Below are 18,244 nucleotides of genomic sequence, written 5' to 3'. Positions count from 1 at the left end.
CAAGCGCCAGACTCTCGGGACGTTTCAGAACTACCAAAAAGGCAAAGGGCGCCTTTGTGGTAGTTCCTCCAACGCCTGTCGAGTCTATACGGCGCTTTCAGCATTAAATGTTATGCATTAAAGTATCGCGCGTCGGGGTGTGCGAAGACCATTGCGGATACGGATGCTTCTGGTTCCATCATGAATTCTTCGGTTAGAATAACTCCGTGCTCTTCGGGTCTGATGAGGCGGAAGAGTTTGGCTTGGTCTTCTAGGTTCGGACATGCTGGGTAGCCGAATGAGAATCGTTGGCCTTGGTATTTGGCTGCGAAACGTTCGAGCATGGTGAAGTCTGTTGGATCAGGGAATCCCCATTGGTCACGAATTTCTTGGTGAATCCGTTCAGCAAAGCCTTCTGCGAGTTCCAAAGCAGTTGACTGGAATGCATGGCTTTCTAGGAACTTTCCTTCGGCTTTCAATTCGTTCGCATAATCACGAACGCCTTTGCCGGCAGTTACTTGCATGAAAGCGACGTAGTCCATCTCGCCACTATCTACTGTTTTCAAGTAGTCAGCTAAGCAAAGGAACGGTTCCTTGTCTTGACGTGGGAACGTGAAGCGTTCGATTTCAGTTTTCGAGTCTTCCGGATCGTAAATAATTACGTCATCGCCATCTGCTTGGGCAGGGAAGAATTGATAAACGCCGGAAGCTTTCATTTTATCGGACTTCAAGAACTCGGTGACCATATCATGAAGTTGTACTGCACGTTCATCTTTTCGTTCAAGCATTTTATCGACATTTCCACGCAGGCCTAAGTGGTGACCGATCAGTGTGCGCATATTTACATAAGGATGTAAGTGGGCGACAGAATAATCTTTTACGACACGTCTACGTAAATCTGTCGGTACGAATACTGGAACATCGGTGCGTACTGTTTTTACTGGACGCGGCTTGACCGCAACTGCCACAGCTCCGCGACTTGCTTTAATCGCGTCATTGGCTTCGCGTTTTTCGATACTTTGCACTAATTCTTCAAGTAGTTCTTCTTTGCCTTCACTTTGTAGACGGTTTGCCAAATCAAGCCCTTGCATCGCATCTTTAGCGAAAATTACTGGACCATCATATTCAGAAGCAATTTTAGTTTCGGTGAAGCGTCTTGTCAACGCTGCTCCGCCAACCATTATAGGCGTATCAATACCCGCTGCCTTGAAGTCTTGGGCAGTCAAGACCATTTGTTGTGCAGACTTAACGAGTAATCCGGACAGTCCTACAATATCTGGCTTTTCTTTACGGATTACTTCAATCAAAGCGGCGGGAGTTACTTTGATTCCGATATCGATTACTTTAAATCCATTATTGCTTAATATGATTTCTACTAAGTTTTTCCCGATATCATGCACATCGCCCTTAACTGTAGCTAGGATAATTTTACCTTTACCCGAATCATCTTCTTTTTTCTCCATGAACTGCTCAAGATAGGAAACGGAAGCTTTCATGACTCCGGCGCTTTGTAGAACTTCTGCTACGATTAGCTGATTATCATTGAATAGACGGCCGACTTCAGCCATCCCTGTCATGAGTGGACCATTGATGATATCAAGAGGTTCGTCATATGTTTTTAAAGCGGCATCCAAGTCGGGAATTAACCCTTCTTTTGTACCTTCGACTATATAGTATGCAAGTCGTTCAGCTACAGTTTTTGGTAGATCATCTTCTGTTTTCTCTTTTTTCTTACCGCGATAAAAGTCTGCGAATGCTGCCAGTGTGTCATCCGTTGTGGAAAACAGTAAATCGTCTGCCAGCTTTACTTCAGCCTCTGGAATAGAAGCATAACGTTCAAGTTTTTCTGTATTTATAATCGCATAATCGAGACCTGCTTGTGTACAGTGATACAAGTACACGGCATTTAATACTTCACGACCAACAGAAGGTAGTCCGAACGAGACGTTACTGACACCTAGAGTCGTTAGGGTGCGTGGAAGTTTTTCTTTGATTAACCGAATACCTTCGATCGTTTCTACCGCAGAGCCGATGTATTGCTCATCGCCTGTGCCGACAGGGAAGACGAGTGGATCAAAAATGATATCTTCAGGTGGGATTTGCCATTTATTGACGAGTAAATCATATGAACGTAACGCAACTTCAAGTTTACGCTCTCTCGTTATAGCCATTCCGATTTCATCAATCGTTCCGACCACAACAGCCGCTCCATACTTTTTAACTAAAGGAAGTACCGCGTCAAAGCGTTCTTCACCATCTTCCAGGTTAATGGAGTTGATGATCGCTTTACCTTGTGAGAATTTCAGCGCTTCTGCAATAACATTTTCATCTGTCGAGTCAATGACTAGAGGGACTTTAACTTTCTTCACTACTTCTTGCATGAACCGAGTCATATCATGCAATTCATCGCGGTCGGGATTCGCAAGACAAATATCCAATACGTGCGCTCCGCGTTTTACTTGTGCACGTGCGATTTCAGAAGCTTCTTCAAATTTCTCTTCTACTATAAGCTGCTTGAATTTACGCGAACCAATAACGTTTGTGCGTTCACCAATTAATAGAGGACGCATAGTATCGTCATAGAGTAAGGGTTCAATACCTGAAACTGCATGGCCATGAGGCTCCGCCATTTGACGGGGCTTTAGATCTTTCACTGCTTCCCTAATTGCGCGAATATGGTCGGGCGTCGTACCGCAGCACCCGCCAACCATATTCAACCAGCCTTTCTCGGCAAAGCCTACGAGCTTTTTTGATAGGGACTCGGGTGATTCATGGTAATGTCCTTCTGCGTCGGGCAATCCAGCGTTTGGATAGCATGTAACATAGCCTGTCGCTAATTCTGATAATGAGCGTAAATGGTCTGTCATAAATTCAGGCCCTGTTGCGCAGTTCAACCCAACCGAAAGAGGTTGAACGTGTTCAATGGAAATATAGAATGCTTCAATACTTTGTCCTGCAAGTGTTGTACCCATAGGTTCGATTGTGCCTGAAATCATAATAGGGATTTCGCGTCCAAGCTCTTCGAACGCTTTTTTAATACCGATCGTTCCGGCTTTAACGTTCAGCATATCCTGACTCGTTTCCATTAGAATCAAGTCACTACCTGCTTCGACAAGTGCCTTTGCTTGAACGTAGAAGTCATGAGATAGTTCATCAAATGTAATGCCGCCAGTAACGGAAAGCGTCTTTGTCGTAGGCCCGATCGCGCCTGCGACAAAACGTGGCCAGTCTGGTGTGGAGAACTTTGCTGCACTCTTTTTTGCAATTTCCACAGACTTTGCATTAATTTCATCCGCACGATGACCAAGTGAAAATTCATTCAATACAAGGGGGGTACCACCAAATGTATTCGTACAAATAATATCGGCACCAGCTTCTAAGTACTCATCGTGAATTTTCTCTAAAATGTCTGGGCGTAAAACGCTCATGTATTCGTTACATCCATCGTATTCTTCTCCACCAAAGTCTTCCGTTGAGAAATCTTCCGCTTGCAGCATCGTCCCCATCGCGCCATCAATAATAAGGATTCGTTTGTCTAGTTGTTCTTCAATAGGATGTCTCTGCATGTGATAATTCCCTCTCCTTCTGCTGGTCTATTTCCTTAATATACTCATACAACTCTAATGTCATATCGTAACGAAGGAATGGTGTGATGAGATACAACCCATTAAAATACTGAGCTGCAGTATCAATCAATTCTTTTGCGATTTCCAGTCCTGTTTGAGTTGATCTTTCACGGTCTTCTCCACATTCACGCATCCTTTCCAACACATCTTCTGAAAGCTTGATGCCCGGCACTTCGTGATGTAGGAACTCTGCATTTCGTATATTTGTCAATGGCATGATACCGATGAAGATTGGTGTATCCAAGTGTTTTGTAGCTTCATATACATCGATAATCTTTTCTTTTGTGTAAACTGGCTGCGTGATGAAATAGTCTGCGCCCGCTTCAATTTTCTTCTCAAGTCGTTGTACAGCTCGATCGATTACACGTACGTTCGGATTGAAAGCCGCTGAAATAGAGAAGTTGGCCTTCTTGCGTAATGGCTTACCGGAGAATGAAATGCCTTCATTCAATTTCTTAATCAATTGTAATAACTCCATGCTGGAAACATCGTAGACGCTTGTAGCGCCAGGGAAGTCGCCAACTTTTGTCGGATCGCCTGTTACGGCTAAGATATCGTGAATGCCTAATGCATCGAGCCCCATCAAATGTGATTGTAAGCCGATAAGATTATGATCACGGCACGTTAAATGTACAAGCGGGCGGATATTATGTTGCATCTTAACGATCGAGCCCATCGCCATGTTGCTGATACGAGGGGAGGCAAGTGAATTATCTGCCATTGTTATAGCGTCAACGCCTGCGTCATATAACACATTTGCGCCCTTAATATACTCTTCTGTTTCCAAGTGGCGAGGTGTATCTAGCTCTACAATTACCGTTCGCTCTGTTTTGGCTTTTTCGTGAAGAGGTTGATGTTTTGTAGGTCCCGCTTCATGAATCACGATAGGTTTTGTCGGTTGCACGACTTTTTTTGTGATAGGTGCTAGTCGCGCTAACTGTGTTTTGGCTGCTTTAATATGCTTAGGTGTTGTTCCGCAACATCCACCGATCAACCGAACACCTTGATCGCGAAGTAATACAGCAGCGCGTCCGAAGTATTCTGCTTCTGACTCATAGACTATACGTCCGTCTTCTACATCTAATAGACTGGCGTTTGGATATGCCGATAAAAATGCTTTTTCAGGTAATGTTACGTTATCAAATGCTTGAATCGTGTGGTAAGGGCCCAAGCGACAGTTAACGCCTACGATATCTGCTCCAAGCGATTCAAGTTGATGAAGTGCATCATTTAATGAAAGTCCGTTCTGTAATACGCCAGGATCATGCATAGACACTTGTGCGATCAATGGAACATCTGTGATTTTCTTTAACGTGGTAACTACAGATGATAACTCCTCGAAGTCGTAATATGTCTCTAGTAGAAGACCATCTGGATCACCTGCCAATAATGCATTGGCTTGTTCTAGTACGACTTTTTCTATTTCATCCAATGTAGCATCACTTTTACGTATTCCGCGCACGCCACCAATTGTTCCTAGAACAAATTGTCCCCCAGGTGCGGCTGCGCGTTTTGCGATTTGAATGGCGGCCTTATTGAATTCCGTCACATGACTTTCTAAGCCGTAGCGAGCTAATTTATTCGCATTAGCGCTGTAAGTATTCGTTTGTATGATATCTGCACCGGCCGAGATGTAGTCTTGGTGAATTTGCTCTATAATTTCAGGCTTCTCTATGTTTAGTTCTTCATAGCAATAATCAATTCCGTAAGAATATAAAATCGTCCCCATTGCACCATCAGCCGTTAAGACGTTCGTTTGTAGTTTCTCTAGCAATGACATAACTCCATCTCCCCTTTGCTTTTTCTAATCAAAAAAAGCCTTCAAGTGTATTAGAAGGCTTTGTAATCTCAATGACTAGTTCCCTCTCATCTTTTCAGAGTGCCAATTTGACAGACTGCTGGAAGTAGCACCTTGCCAAAATGGCTGGTTGCTGAAGCGTCGTCGGGCCAGTCCCTCGGCTTCTCTTGATAAGATATGTTTCTTATTCAACTATTTAGATTATTCTAACCACATCATAGCGGCTTTGTTAGATATCGTCAAGTGAACGTTTGGTGAAGTTCATAGTGCAGGGTTAGTGCATAGAGAAATTGTGGTATATATGCTAAAATCAAAGAAACAACTCGAAAAGGTGAGGAATTATGCGATTCTTTAAATACTCATTTCCAATCGCTGTTCTTGTAGGTACACTTGCTTGGATCATGATAGGTAACAGTTATGAAGAAGTTGCTTATGATATGCGTGTGTACATTACAATTGCGGCTGCTATATTCAGTGGTTTAATCTCAAGCGTTTTATTCCGTAAAGAAAAAGAAGAACAGATTGATGAAAAGAAGTAGGCTGTCAGCATTTGTGCTGCAGTCTTTTTTTTATTCACTTTTTAAGGTTAACTTAAAAATAAATAGTGTTGACGTATTATGAGTTAACCGTTATTATTTTTATGGTAACTAATATAAAAAGAGGTGACATGGTGGCAATAGCGACAGAGAGACGACCGGTAAGTAGGTTCAGTGCATTAACTATTGTATACAGCGGGATGTTTGCATCATTAATGATGATTGGAGCAAATATTACATCCTTCGTGCCATTTTTAGTAGTTGGTGGGGTACCCATTACATTGCAAACGTTTTTCGCGATCTTATCAGGACTATTACTTGGTAGCCGTCTAGGTGCGTTGTCTATGACGGTCTATATGTTAATAGGACTAGCAGGTGCACCCGTCTTCGCTAAATTTTCAGGCGGTTTCGGTCAAATCTTAAGTCCGACGTTTGGCTTTATTCTCACCTTTATTTTAATCGCTTATGTAGCTGGAAAAATTGTCGAGCGAAATAAGACTCTGCCTGCTTTTATAACCGCGGCACTAGTTGCTACGGCAATCAACTACATACTAGGTACGAGCTGGATGTATGTTGCGTACAAGATGTGGGCTGCTGCACCCGACGTGTTTACCTACAAAATTGCATGGTTATGGATGATGCCTCCGCTGCCAAAAGATCTAATTCTAGCTGTACTGTCAGGCATATTCGCGTTTAGAATGTCAAAACACTTGAAAGTGAGGCGTACACTATAATGAATTACCAAAAACTAGCTACTCAAGTGCTGGAAGGGCATGAAGTAACTGACGAGGAAGCACTCGCAATATTGAATAGCCCAGACGAGGATTTACTATTACTATTGCACGCAACATACTCGATTCGATCGCATTACTTCGGAAATAAAGTAAAGTTGAATATGATTATCAATACGAAATCAGGATTATGTCCGGAGAACTGTGGTTATTGCGCACAATCCATCATTTCAAAAGCGCCTGTCGAAAAGTATGCGATGATGAAATCGGAAGAAATACTAGAAGGTGCAGAACGTGCTGCTGCTAATAAAGCTGGTACCTATTGCATCGTAGCGAGCGGACGGGGACCGCGTGAAAGTGAACTGGACATAGTTATTGACTCTGTTAAACAGATTAAAGAAAAACACAAAGGAATGACGGTATGTGCTTGCTTAGGTATTTTGAAACCTGGACAAGCAACTCGTTTGAAAGAGGCGGGAGTAGATCGCTACAACCACAACTTAAACACATCCGCAGAGCATCACGAAAGTATAACGACATCGCATACATACGATGATCGTGTTAACACTGTAGGATTGGCTAAAGAAGCAGGCATATCTCCATGTTCAGGCGTCATTGTCGGCATGCGTGAAACAAAGCAAGACATCATCTCTATGGCGCGTAGCTTACGCGAATTGGACGCAGATTCCATACCTGTAAACTTCCTGCACGCGGTGGATGGAACACCGTTAGAAGGAACATCAGAACTGGACCCACGCTACTGTTTGAAAGTCCTGTGTCTATTCCGCTATATCAACCCTAGCAAAGAAATCCGCATCTCCGGTGGACGTGAAGTTAATCTTAGAAGTCTTCAACCACTAGGCCTCTACGCCGCAAACTCTATCTTCGTCGGCGATTATCTCACAACAGCTGGTCAAGAAAATGATCAAGATCAAAAAATGCTTGAAGATATGGGCTTCGAAGTCGACCTCGAACCGTTGCGCAAAGAACCTATCACTATATAAAGAGAAAAGAAGAAAGAGTTTGTATACACTATGACTGAAGACAATCCGCTAGAAGGATTTGTTCTTCGGTCTTTTATTATGCAGACAGTATTCTATGTAAGAAGAGTATAGTAGGTAATCGTAAGTGGAAAGTATCCATCTAGAGCATCGATCAACGGCACTTACCAACTCACCTAGTTTTTTTGTCAGGTGATTCATTGAATAATCAATAGCCTAATGTGACAACCTAGCAACAGGTTTCCTTTCAACGTAATAAGGTATACATATAAACAAATGAATTGCATCCCGCCTAATTTCTGCGATACAATCAAGTCAAAGATAGTCAAAGTCAACTAGATGAACGAGCGAAACGAGGTGACGAGATGCGTAATATTTCTGACATTATAGAAGGATATTTGAAGTCGATTATAGAAGAGGAAGATAGTGCTTCTATTGAAATCAAAAGAAACGAGATTGCTGAGAAATTCCAATGCGTACCATCACAGATCAACTACGTGATCAAAACCCGGTTTACCGTCGAAAGAGGCTACGCCGTAGAGTCTAAGCGGGGGGGCGGAGGCTACATACGGATTTACAGGGTGCGTACGAACTCCCGAAAGGACTTACTTGAACAAGCGTTGGGGATTTTAGAAAGTGAAGCATCCTCTACAATGGCGGAAGATGTCATTATCCGTTTAATTGAAGAAGAAGTCATTACAGAACGTGAGGCTAAGCTGATGCTTGCCGCAGTGGGCCGTGCTACTTTGCGTTATATGTTACCTGAGCGGGATGCATTACGTTCGCGTATTCTTCGCGCTATGTTAGTTACATTAATTTATGAAGAGATAGAATGAGGTGAATCTCCATGCTTTGTGAAAACTGTAAGGAACGACCAGCTACTGTAGTGTTTAAACAAGAAACATCTAATGGTGTAACAGAGCGTCATTTATGTGATAAATGTGCGTTTTACTCACAAACATTTTCTTTTAGTCCGGATCAGGAGCCGTTATCCATTCAACAATTTCTAGCACACTGGTTGGGCGGATCAGAATTATTTTCAGAACAAAAAGCCGATGAGAGATTGCCGGATGGTCCAAAATGTCCGAATTGCGATTTGACCTTCCATCGTTTCCTTGATATCGGAAAGTTTGGCTGTGCAGAATGTTACGAAACATTTAGGGGGCAGCTACCACGAGTGTTTGCGAAATTGCATAATGGACATACTCAGCACCGTGGAAAAATCCCTGTTTCACTTAATGAACGATTTGCTTTAAAGAAAAAGCTTGAAGATATCCGTACAAAAATGCGGGAAGCCGTAGAAAATGAACGTTTTGAAGAAGCGGCCACTTTACGTGATGAGGCGAACCAAGTGAAAGAGCAACTGTCCGATGGGGGTGATGATCAACATGTCATTTGAAAAATTCATCAAACAGGAACTCACAGGCTGGATGGTAGCGGAAGGTGAGCATGCTGATATCGTCTTATCCACAAGGATCAGGCTGGCTCGTAATTTGCGTGATCATCTATTTCCAATAAGTGCTTCGCAGGAAGATGCAAACCGCGTAAGCGAAGCGTTGAATCAAGCGGTCGAGACGATGCAAGATCACCACTTTACAGGCACGACAATGGAAGATTTATCACCACTGGAAAGACAAATTTTAGTTGAGAAACATTTAGTCAGTCCGCAGTTGATCAATCCTGAAAAACATGGATCGGTTTTGCTGTCGGAAGACGAAAAAATTAGTATTATGGTGAATGAAGAAGATCATATTCGCATTCAATGTATTTATCCAGGCTTTCAAATAGATCAGGCGTACGAACATGCTGATCGAGTAGATAGCGAGCTGGAAGTGAATTTGAACTATGCTTTCGATGAAACATTCGGCTATTTAACAAGTTGTCCATCCAACACAGGTACGGGAATGCGCGCGTCTGTCATGATGCATTTACCTGCATTAACCATCACTAAGCAAATCGAGCGAATTATTCCTGCGATATCCAGGCTTGGGATGGTTGTACGTGGAAGTTATGGAGAGGGCAGTGAAGCACTCGGTAATATTTATCAAGTTTCCAATCAAATCACACTTGGCAAATCAGAAGAGGAAATCTTGAAAGATCTGGAAAGTATCTCTAAGCGCCTGATTGCGCATGAAAAGAAATCTCGTGAATTATTATTGGCTAAGTCGGAAGTTCACTTGGAGAATAGATTATTTAGGGCACTTGGTACATTGACTCATTCGCGGATCTTGCCGTCAGCAGAAGCGGCAAAATGTTTGTCTGATGTCCGTTTGGGTATTGATTTAGGTATCATTGAAAATATTGATATGACCGTCTTGAATGAATTGATGATTTTCATGCAACCAGGATTTCTCCAACAATATGCGGAAGCGGAATTAACATCTGATGAACGAGATATACTTCGTGCACAATTATTCCGGGATCGGCTAGGTATAGAGAGATCTGCTGCACAAGAATAGGACAGTGATCAGTTATGAGCAAAGTTTTTGCAAGAAAGCCTCATAGCACTTATAATTAATCAAAGATAGTCAAAGTCAATATGCGAATTAGGTTGTATCGCGAACTGACATGAATATATATAGTTATAGGAAACAAAGCATTGATGCGTTATTTTGCATAACATAGAATATAGTCCACTGATGAAGGAAGAGGGGAATGAATATGATGTTTAATCGATTTACACAACGCGCACAAAAAGTTTTACAACTGGCTCAAGAAGAGGCTATTCGTTTAAAACATGAATCTATTGGTACTGAGCATATTTTACTTGGGTTGATTCGTGAAGGTGGCGGCATCGCGGCAAAAGCTCTTGAAGCGATTAGCGTGAATGCAGATACTATTGAACGAGAAGTAGAAATTCTAGTAGGTGTAGGCTCTAAAGATGTGGGTCCGATCGTTCATTATACTCCTCGCGCAAAACGCGTTATCGAATTATCTGTTGATGAGTCTCGTAAATTAGGACATTCTTATATCGGCACTGAGCATATTTTATTGGCTTTGATTCGAGAAGGAGAAGGTGTGGCGGCACGCGTTCTGAATAACGCCGGTGTTAGCTTGAACAAAGCTCGCCAACAAGTACTTCAATTGCTTGGTAATGATGAAAGTTCTGTTGGCAACCCAGCGAATTCTGCAACAGCAGCCACACCAACATTAGATGGCTTGGCGCGTGATTTAACTGAAATCGCACGTGAAGGTACGCTGGATCCGGTAATTGGACGAAGTAAAGAAATTACACGTGTGATTGAAGTGTTGGCACGTCGTACGAAAAACAATCCAGTATTGATTGGTGAACCGGGTGTAGGTAAAACGGCGATCGCAGAAGGTTTGGCACAGCAAGTTGTAAGTAACGAAGTGCCTGAAATATTGCGTGACAAACGTGTTATGACACTAGATATGGGTACAGTCGTCGCAGGCACAAAATATCGCGGTGAGTTCGAAGATAGAATGAAGAAGGTAATGGAAGAAATCCGTCAAGCGGGTAACATTATTTTATTCATCGATGAATTGCACACGTTGATTGGTGCGGGTGGGGCAGAAGGTGCTATCGATGCATCCAATATCTTGAAGCCATCACTTGCACGCGGTGAACTACAATGTATTGGTGCTACAACACTTGACGAATACCGTAAATATATTGAAAAAGACGCAGCACTTGAACGACGTTTCCAACCGATTCAAGTTGATGAGCCGTCTGTAGATGAAACAATTCAAATCATTAAAGGCTTGCGTGACCGTTACGAAGCGCATCACCGTGTGAAGATTACGGATGAAGCAGTGGAAGCAGCAGCGAAGATGTCTGATCGTTATATCTCGGACCGTTTCTTACCGGATAAAGCGATTGACTTAATTGACGAAGCTGGATCGAAAGTGCGTTTACGTTCGTATACAACGCCTCCTAACTTGAAAGAGCTCGAGGTGAAGCTTGAAGCAATCCGTTCCGAGAAGAATGCAGCCGTGCAAAGCCAAGAATTTGAAAAGGCAGCTTCTTATCGTGATAAAGAGCAGAAGATGAAGGAAGAATTAGAAACAACTAAAGCAGCTTGGAAAGAGAAACAAGGGCAAACTGAGTCCGAAGTGACAGTAAATGATATCGCATCTGTTGTGGCGATGTGGACAGGAATTCCTGTTGACAAGATTGCGGAGACAGAGTCAGCTAAATTGCTGAACATGGAAGAAATTTTGCATCAACGCGTCATTGGCCAAAAAGAAGCAGTGTTATCTATTTCGAAAGCCATCCGTCGTGCACGTGCAGGATTGAAAGATCCGAAACGTCCTATTGGTTCATTCATTTTCCTCGGCCCGACTGGTGTAGGTAAAACTGAACTGGGCCGTGCGTTAGCAGAAGTGATGTTCGGCGATGAAGATGCGATGATTCGTATCGATATGTCCGAATATATGGAGAAACATTCTACATCTCGTCTAGTCGGATCACCTCCAGGCTATGTAGGGTATGAAGAAGGCGGCCAGTTAACGGAGAAAGTTCGCCGTAAGCCGTACTCAGTTGTACTACTTGATGAAATTGAAAAAGCGCATCCAGACGTTTTCAATATCTTATTGCAGGTATTAGAAGACGGACGCTTAACGGATTCTAAAGGGCGTACAGTTGATTTCCGTAACACAGTAATTATCATGACTTCGAACGTTGGAGCGACGGAATTGAAGAAAAACCGCTATGTTGGCTTTAATATTCAAGACGGCGAATCCGATTACGATGACATGAAGGAAAAAATGCTTGCGGAATTGAAGAAAACATTCCGACCGGAGTTCTTGAACCGTGTGGATGACATGATTGTCTTCCATTCATTGGAGAAAGAACACTTGCGTGAAATTGTCAGCTTGATGAGTGATGAACTTTCTAAGCGCTTGGCTGAACAGGACATCGAATTGGTGTTAACTGAATCTGCTAAAGATAAGATCACGGAAGAGGGATATGATCCTGAATACGGAGCTCGTCCATTACGTCGTGCATTACAAAAGCATGTAGAAGATCGTTTATCTGAAGAGTTACTTGAAGGTAAAGTTCTGATGGGTGAAAAAGTAATCGTTGACGTAGAGGATGATAAATTTATCGTACGCACGGAGAAACAAACAGTAGTAGCAGCAGAAAAATAATAATATGATCAACCGGATAGCTCGCTCGCTTAGTTTTTAAAAAGCGCAGCGGGCTGTCCTTTTCGTATTTTTAAATAAGGAGAGAGTGTATGGCTAAGCGTAAATCAAAGTTCATGTGCCGTTCTTGTGGATATGAGTCTGCTAAGTGGATGGGCCGTTGTCCTGGTTGTGGAGAATGGAACACAATGGATGAAGAAGTAGAGATTGTACAAAAAGGACCGCGTGCCGCATTTCAACATGGCGAAAGAGTGAAACAGAAAGCTTTGCCGATCAGTCAGGTGGAAATGGCTGAGGAGCCGCGTGTCAAAACGGAATTAGAAGAATTAAACCGCGTACTTGGAGGAGGAATTGTTCCAGGCTCGCTCATATTAATCGGTGGAGATCCAGGTATCGGAAAATCTACATTGTTGCTTCAAGTATCATCGCTACTTGCAAATCAACAACAGCGCGTACTGTATATATCAGGTGAGGAATCGATCAAGCAAACAAAGTTACGTGCAGAACGATTAGGTGTGAAGTCGGATGAGTTATATATTTATGCCGAAACCGATCTCGCCATGATTAATGAAACTGTGGATGAAGTGAAACCGCGATTTGTGGTGGTGGACTCCATTCAGACTGTTCATCATCCTGAAGTATCATCAGCACCTGGAAGTGTCTCGCAAGTGCGTGAATGTACCGCGGAACTTATGCGTATAGCTAAAACGCAAAATATTGCTATATTCCTCGTAGGTCACGTAACAAAAGAAGGACAAATTGCAGGACCACGATTGCTTGAGCATATGGTGGATACAGTGCTGTATTTTGAAGGTGAACGTCACCACACATACCGTATTTTACGAAGTGTGAAAAACCGCTTTGGTTCTACCAATGAAATTGCTATTTTTGAAATGTTGCAAGCTGGATTAAAGGAAGTCTTAAATCCATCAGAAATGTTCTTGCGTGAGAGATCACAAGGTGGAGCGGGCTCGACCATTGTTGCTTCTATGGAAGGTACACGTCCTATACTTGTTGAAATTCAGGCATTGATGACGGCATCCAGTTTCAATTATCCGAAGCGCATGGCAACGGGATTGGATCAAAACCGCGTCCAGCTATTGATGGCGGTATTGGAAAAACGTGCAGGGATGCTATTACAGACACAAGATGCGTATATTAAGGTTGCGGGCGGCGTTAAGCTGGATGAGCCGGCCATTGATTTAGCGGTCTTGCTGAGTATTGTTTCTAGTTATCGCGACACGGCTGTAGGGGCGCGGGATTGTTTTGTTGGTGAAGTAGGGTTAACAGGAGAGGTTAGAAGGGTATCTAGAATAGAACAACGTGTCACGGAAGCGGCGAAGCTCGGTTTTGATCGCATTATCATTCCATCATCTAATCTGGGTGGCTGGGATGTTCCGGCTGGAATTGAAGTAGTAGGTGTTGAAACGATAACGGAAGCGTTGGGAATGGCATTCAGATAACATCTATTTACATGACTGGATGAGAAGGAAGGTAAGAAACTTTCCCGCTATCTAGATAGTCCTAGTAGGAGAAGTGAGGAATTTTCAGAAATTCCTCACTTAACCTAAGCGGCTAAGCATAATTCGTTGTATACTATTAGGAAGGAAAAGGAGGTGGAAGAATATGTTGAAAAGAGTAGTCCAAGTTTCATTCTTATTAATCGGAGGAACTCTCGGTGTTTTATTTTTACCGTACTTATTCGCTATGTTTGAGTTTACATCACGCCCCATCATAGAAAATCCTTATGTGGAGGCAATCATAGGAGCTATCATTCTATTTTTATTAAGCCTATTTTTAACCGAGCCGATTGTCAATTTCATTAAATGGATTGAAGAAAGACTCCTGAAAGCACCGATTATGGATTTGTTATTCGGTACAATTGGGTTAGTCGTGGGATTAATCGTTGCATTTTTATTCAGTTTCGGACTAAGTGCGATTGGTTTTCCGGTAGTATCTTCTGTTGTGCCTGTTTTATTGTCTATTCTTCTCGGCTATTTAGGTTTCCAGGTAGGTTTTAAAAAGTGGGAAGAGTTCATTAATGCATTTTCTAATTTACGCTTAACAACAGCGAAAAAGAAAGAATCCGCAGAACCAGTCGTTACTCCACCACAAAAAGATGTATATAAATTATTGGATACTAGTGTCATTATCGATGGACGTATTGCGGATATAGTGGGGACAGGATTTTTACAAGGGATTTTAGTGGTACCTCAGTTTGTACTGACAGAACTACAGCATATTGCCGATTCATCTGACACGTTGAAGCGAACAAAAGGTAGACGTGGCTTAGATATTCTAAAGCGTTTACAAAATGATGACGGTCCTCAAGTACTCATTACGGACGAAGATATTCCGAATGTAGCTGAAGTGGATTTGAAGTTAGTTAAATTGGCGAAGAAAATGAATGGTTTAGTTGTAACGAATGATTTTAACTTAAATAAAGTATCAGATTTACATGGCGTCGCAGTTTTAAATATAAACGATCTCGCAAACGCAGTAAAACCGGTAGTTATTCCGGGTGAAGAAATGCACGTCGTCGTGATCAAGGATGGCAAAGAGCATAATCAAGGTGTTGCATACTTAGATGATGGCACAATGATCGTAATAGAAGATGGTCGGTCTCATATCGGAGATGCCATTGACGTTGTAGTAACAAGTGTATTGCAAACATCTGCAGGACGAATGATTTTTGCGAAACCCAAAGGTCGATAACCAGCATAGAAAGCAGAGTGACAAATGTGAAATATACAGTGATGATTCCTGCTGCGGGAAGCGGCAAACGAATGGGTGCTGGACAAAATAAACTCTTCCTGAAAATTGGGGAGCATTCAATTTTGTATCATACAGTAAGTGTCTTTCAAGAAGACCCCAATTGTGAAGAAGTCATTATGGCTGTAAAGCCTGAAGAGCAAGCCGTGATTGAAGGGATTCTTGAACAGCATCAACACGCGAAACCTATTACTTTTGTAAAGGGCGGTGGTGAGCGTCAAAACAGTGTTGCGGCTTGTATCTCTGCTTATAAAGGGGAAGGTATTGTTCTCGTCCATGACGCGGCTAGACCCTTCTTGAATTCAACAGTCATTACAGAACTGGTGCGTACTGCGAATGAAAAAGGAGCAGCTATAGCGGCGGTTAAGGCGAAAGATACAATTAAGTACGCGGAAGATGGTACTGTGAAAGAAACATTAGATCGTGAAAAGTTATGGCTTGTACAAACGCCACAGGCATTTCAATATAAATTGCTGAAAGCAGCGTCTGACTCTGCTATTCAAGAAGGTTTCCTCGGCACGGATGAATCCATGTTAGTGGAGCGTATTGGTCACGAAGTTCAAGTAGTGGAAGGCTCATATGACAATGTAAAGATGACAACCCAGGAAGATCTTGCGATAGGCGAAATCTTACTGGCAAGAAGAAAGTAGGAGGAATAATCACATGTTTCGAATTGGACAGGGTTTTGATGTACATGCATTTGAAGAAGGTAGACCACTCATTATCGGAGGCATAACCATTCCGCACACAAAAGGATTAATCGGTCACTCTGATGCGGATGTGCTATTACACACAGTAACAGACGCTGCACTTGGTGCGATTGGTAAAGTGGATATTGGCACACATTTCCCAGATACGGATGATGCGTTCAAAGACGCCGATTCTGCTATTTTATTGGAGAAAGTATGGGCGATGGTAAAAGACGAAGGCTATCGTTTAGGTAATATTGATTGTACGATTATTGCGCAACGTCCGAAAATGGCACCTTATATTGGAGACATTCGTGAGCGCGTGGCAGAATTGCTTGAAGCAGATCTGTCGCAAGTGAATGTGAAAGCTACGACTACGGAACGTCTAGGCTTCCCTGGGCGTGAAGAAGGAATCGCAGCGATGGCAACGATTTTACTGATGAAAAACCAGTAACTTTCAAAACATCTTCTAGAGTGTTAAAATAGATAGGAAATTATATAAGAACGTAATCAATTCGAAACGGAGAGGTAAATATTATGACACAAGAAGTACGTGTGCGTTATGCACCGAGTCCAACAGGCCAACTACATATTGGTGGAGCGCGGACCGCGTTATTCAACTATTTATTCGCTCGTCACTATGACGGGAAATTCATTGTTCGTATTGAAGATACGGATACTGCACGAAATATTGAAAGTGGAGAACTATCACAACTTGAAAACTTAACGTGGCTCGGTATCCATCATGACGAATCAATTGATATTGGCGGAGAATACGGGCCGTATCGTCAAATGGAACGTCTGGATTTATATAAGAAGTATGCAGATGAAATGCTTGAAAATGGAAATGCCTATAAATGTTTCTGTACTCCTGAAGAGCTTGAAGCAAAGCGTGACGCGCAGAAAGAAGCGGGAATCGCAGCGCCTATGTATGATGGAACTTGCCGCCATTTGACAGCGGAACAAGTTGCGCAAAATGAAGAAGCAGGAAAATCTTACAATATCCGCATGCGTGTTCCTGAAGACGTTACGTATACAATCGATGACCTTGTGCGCGGTGAAGTCACATTCGAATCAAAAGACATTGGTGACTGGGTTATGGTTAAGACAAATGGTATTCCAACGTATAACTTTGCTGTAGTAGTCGATGATCATTTGATGAAAATCTCGCATGTTTTCCGTGGAGAAGAGCACTTGACGAATACACCGAAGCAACTAATGGTGTTTGACGTATTCGGTTGGGACCACCCACGATTTGGTCATATGACGCTAATCGTCAACGAAGAACGTAAAAAGCTTTCAAAACGTGATGAATCAATCATTCAATTCATTACACAATATAAGGATTTAGGGTATTTGCCAGAAGCGATGTTTAATTTCTTCGCTTTACTTGGTTGGTCGCCTGTCGGAGAAGAGGAGATTTTCTCTCATGACGAACTCGTGAAACAATTCGATGAGTCTCGCTTGTCGAAATCACCTTCCATGTTCGACACGGATAAACTGACGTGGATGAATAACCAATATATAAAAAAGTTGTCATTAGAAGAAGTCATTGAATTAACATTGCCTCATCTACAAGCAGCTGAACTGGTTTCGGAAAATATGTCTGCTGAAGAACAAACATGGGTACACGATTTGATCGCGCTATACCACGGTCAATTGAGCTTTGGCGCTGAAATTGTTGAGTTATCTGCCCAGTTCTTCCACGACACATTGGAATATGATGAAACAGCATCGGAAATTTTGGCTAGTGAACAAGTACCTGAAGTGATGACGTCACTTAAGAAGCAGCTAGAAGAATTAGAAACTTTTGATGCACCATCTATTAAAGCGGCAATTAAAGCAGTTCAAAAAGAAACGGGACATAAAGGTAAGAACTTATTCATGCCAGTACGTGTTGTAGCAACTGGACAGACGTCAGGTCCTGAACTACCGGATGCAATTGCACTGATTGGTAAAGAAAAAATCATTCAACGCGTTGGAAAATTTGCAAAATAAACAAT

The 18,244-nt window shown here is 42.4% G+C and carries 14 protein-coding genes and 1 riboswitch; of the genes, 12 read left to right on the top strand and 2 right to left on the bottom strand.

Features of this window, described 5'->3' with window-relative positions; translation table 11 throughout:
* Positions 1 to 110: 110 nt before the first annotated feature.
* Complete coding sequence (metH, locus tag CSV68_RS06835) at positions 111 to 3,545, bottom strand: methionine synthase (protein WP_099661749.1); 3,435 nt, start codon at positions 3,543 to 3,545, stop codon at positions 111 to 113.
* Complete coding sequence (locus CSV68_RS06830; protein ID WP_099661748.1) at positions 3,526 to 5,385, bottom strand: bifunctional homocysteine S-methyltransferase/methylenetetrahydrofolate reductase; 1,860 nt, start codon at positions 5,383 to 5,385, stop codon at positions 3,526 to 3,528. Before CSV68_RS06830 ends, metH begins: the two co-directional genes overlap by 20 nt.
* 83 nt (positions 5,386 to 5,468) lie before the next feature.
* A riboswitch (SAM riboswitch) is annotated at positions 5,469 to 5,580 on the bottom strand.
* Between the two features lie 164 nt (positions 5,581 to 5,744).
* Between CSV68_RS06830 and CSV68_RS06825 the strand changes: the two genes are divergently transcribed.
* From CSV68_RS06825 to gltX, 12 genes are all read left to right on the top strand, one after another.
* On the top strand, positions 5,745 to 5,942 hold the full coding sequence (locus CSV68_RS06825; protein WP_085132042.1) for a hypothetical protein: 198 nt from the start codon (positions 5,745 to 5,747) through the stop codon (positions 5,940 to 5,942).
* A 128-nt stretch (positions 5,943 to 6,070) separates the two neighbouring features.
* On the top strand, positions 6,071 to 6,673 hold the full coding sequence (locus CSV68_RS06820; protein WP_099661747.1) for a biotin transporter BioY: 603 nt from the start codon (positions 6,071 to 6,073) through the stop codon (positions 6,671 to 6,673).
* Positions 6,673 to 7,674 carry a biotin synthase BioB gene (gene bioB, locus CSV68_RS06815; RefSeq protein WP_099661746.1) on the top strand — a complete coding sequence of 334 codons (1,002 nt, stop codon included), beginning with the start codon at positions 6,673 to 6,675 and terminating at the stop codon, positions 7,672 to 7,674. Before CSV68_RS06820 ends, bioB begins: the two co-directional genes overlap by 1 nt.
* Before the next feature lie 362 nt (positions 7,675 to 8,036).
* Positions 8,037 to 8,507, top strand: coding sequence for a CtsR family transcriptional regulator (locus CSV68_RS06810; protein ID WP_099633777.1), 471 nt, complete (start codon positions 8,037 to 8,039; stop codon positions 8,505 to 8,507).
* Between the two features lie 11 nt (positions 8,508 to 8,518).
* Positions 8,519 to 9,070 (top strand): UvrB/UvrC motif-containing protein, encoded by a 552-nt coding sequence (locus tag CSV68_RS06805; protein WP_099633778.1) that lies wholly within the window; start codon positions 8,519 to 8,521, stop codon positions 9,068 to 9,070.
* Positions 9,060 to 10,130: a protein-arginine kinase McsB gene (mcsB, locus tag CSV68_RS06800; protein ID WP_099661745.1), complete on the top strand. Its 1,071-nt coding sequence runs from the start codon at positions 9,060 to 9,062 to the stop codon at positions 10,128 to 10,130. The genes CSV68_RS06805 and mcsB overlap by 11 nt, the downstream gene beginning before the upstream one ends.
* A 202-nt stretch (positions 10,131 to 10,332) precedes the next feature.
* Positions 10,333 to 12,783 (top strand): ATP-dependent Clp protease ATP-binding subunit, encoded by a 2,451-nt coding sequence (locus CSV68_RS06795; protein WP_099633780.1) that lies wholly within the window; start codon positions 10,333 to 10,335, stop codon positions 12,781 to 12,783.
* 89 nt (positions 12,784 to 12,872) lie between these two features.
* A complete protein-coding gene (gene radA, locus CSV68_RS06790; RefSeq protein WP_099633781.1) occupies positions 12,873 to 14,243 on the top strand; it encodes a DNA repair protein RadA in 1,371 nt (456 codons plus the stop codon).
* Positions 14,244 to 14,406: 163 nt separating this feature from the next.
* Positions 14,407 to 15,495 (top strand): PIN/TRAM domain-containing protein, encoded by a 1,089-nt coding sequence (locus CSV68_RS06785; RefSeq protein WP_099633782.1) that lies wholly within the window; start codon positions 14,407 to 14,409, stop codon positions 15,493 to 15,495.
* Between the two features lie 26 nt (positions 15,496 to 15,521).
* The gene (gene ispD, locus CSV68_RS06780) at positions 15,522 to 16,202 is read left to right on the top strand and encodes a 2-C-methyl-D-erythritol 4-phosphate cytidylyltransferase (RefSeq protein ID WP_099633783.1); all 681 of its coding nucleotides are present in this window, start codon (positions 15,522 to 15,524) and stop codon (positions 16,200 to 16,202) included.
* A gap of 13 nt (positions 16,203 to 16,215) precedes the next feature.
* Positions 16,216 to 16,695 carry a 2-C-methyl-D-erythritol 2,4-cyclodiphosphate synthase gene (gene ispF, locus CSV68_RS06775; RefSeq protein WP_099633784.1) on the top strand — a complete coding sequence of 160 codons (480 nt, stop codon included), beginning with the start codon at positions 16,216 to 16,218 and terminating at the stop codon, positions 16,693 to 16,695.
* 83 nt (positions 16,696 to 16,778) lie between these two features.
* Complete coding sequence (gene gltX, locus CSV68_RS06770; RefSeq protein WP_099633785.1) at positions 16,779 to 18,239, top strand: glutamate--tRNA ligase; 1,461 nt, start codon at positions 16,779 to 16,781, stop codon at positions 18,237 to 18,239.
* Positions 18,240 to 18,244 lie beyond the last annotated feature (5 nt).

This window comes from Sporosarcina sp. P29, assembly GCF_002743265.1.
Classification (GTDB): domain Bacteria; phylum Bacillota; class Bacilli; order Bacillales_A; family Planococcaceae; genus Sporosarcina.
The sequence above is the reverse complement of the archived record's forward strand: the minus strand, read 5'-3'. Positions and strand labels throughout refer to the sequence as shown.

What these genes read in the sequence shown, in the direction of transcription:
- metH (WP_099661749.1), bottom strand. Translation starts at nt 3,545, where the DNA reads ATGCAGAGACATCCTATTGAAGAACAACTAGACAAACGAATCCTTATT.
- CSV68_RS06830 (WP_099661748.1), bottom strand. Translation starts at nt 5,385, where the DNA reads ATGTCATTGCTAGAGAAACTACAAACGAACGTCTTAACGGCTGATGGT.
- CSV68_RS06825 (WP_085132042.1), top strand. Translation starts at nt 5,745, where the DNA reads ATGCGATTCTTTAAATACTCATTTCCAATCGCTGTTCTTGTAGGTACA.
- CSV68_RS06820 (WP_099661747.1), top strand. Translation starts at nt 6,071, where the DNA reads ATGGTGGCAATAGCGACAGAGAGACGACCGGTAAGTAGGTTCAGTGCA.
- bioB (WP_099661746.1), top strand. Translation starts at nt 6,673, where the DNA reads ATGAATTACCAAAAACTAGCTACTCAAGTGCTGGAAGGGCATGAAGTA.
- CSV68_RS06810 (WP_099633777.1), top strand. Translation starts at nt 8,037, where the DNA reads ATGCGTAATATTTCTGACATTATAGAAGGATATTTGAAGTCGATTATA.
- CSV68_RS06805 (WP_099633778.1), top strand. Translation starts at nt 8,519, where the DNA reads ATGCTTTGTGAAAACTGTAAGGAACGACCAGCTACTGTAGTGTTTAAA.
- mcsB (WP_099661745.1), top strand. Translation starts at nt 9,060, where the DNA reads ATGTCATTTGAAAAATTCATCAAACAGGAACTCACAGGCTGGATGGTA.
- CSV68_RS06795 (WP_099633780.1), top strand. Translation starts at nt 10,333, where the DNA reads ATGATGTTTAATCGATTTACACAACGCGCACAAAAAGTTTTACAACTG.
- radA (WP_099633781.1), top strand. Translation starts at nt 12,873, where the DNA reads ATGGCTAAGCGTAAATCAAAGTTCATGTGCCGTTCTTGTGGATATGAG.
- CSV68_RS06785 (WP_099633782.1), top strand. Translation starts at nt 14,407, where the DNA reads ATGTTGAAAAGAGTAGTCCAAGTTTCATTCTTATTAATCGGAGGAACT.
- ispF (WP_099633784.1), top strand. Translation starts at nt 16,216, where the DNA reads ATGTTTCGAATTGGACAGGGTTTTGATGTACATGCATTTGAAGAAGGT.
- gltX (WP_099633785.1), top strand. Translation starts at nt 16,779, where the DNA reads ATGACACAAGAAGTACGTGTGCGTTATGCACCGAGTCCAACAGGCCAA.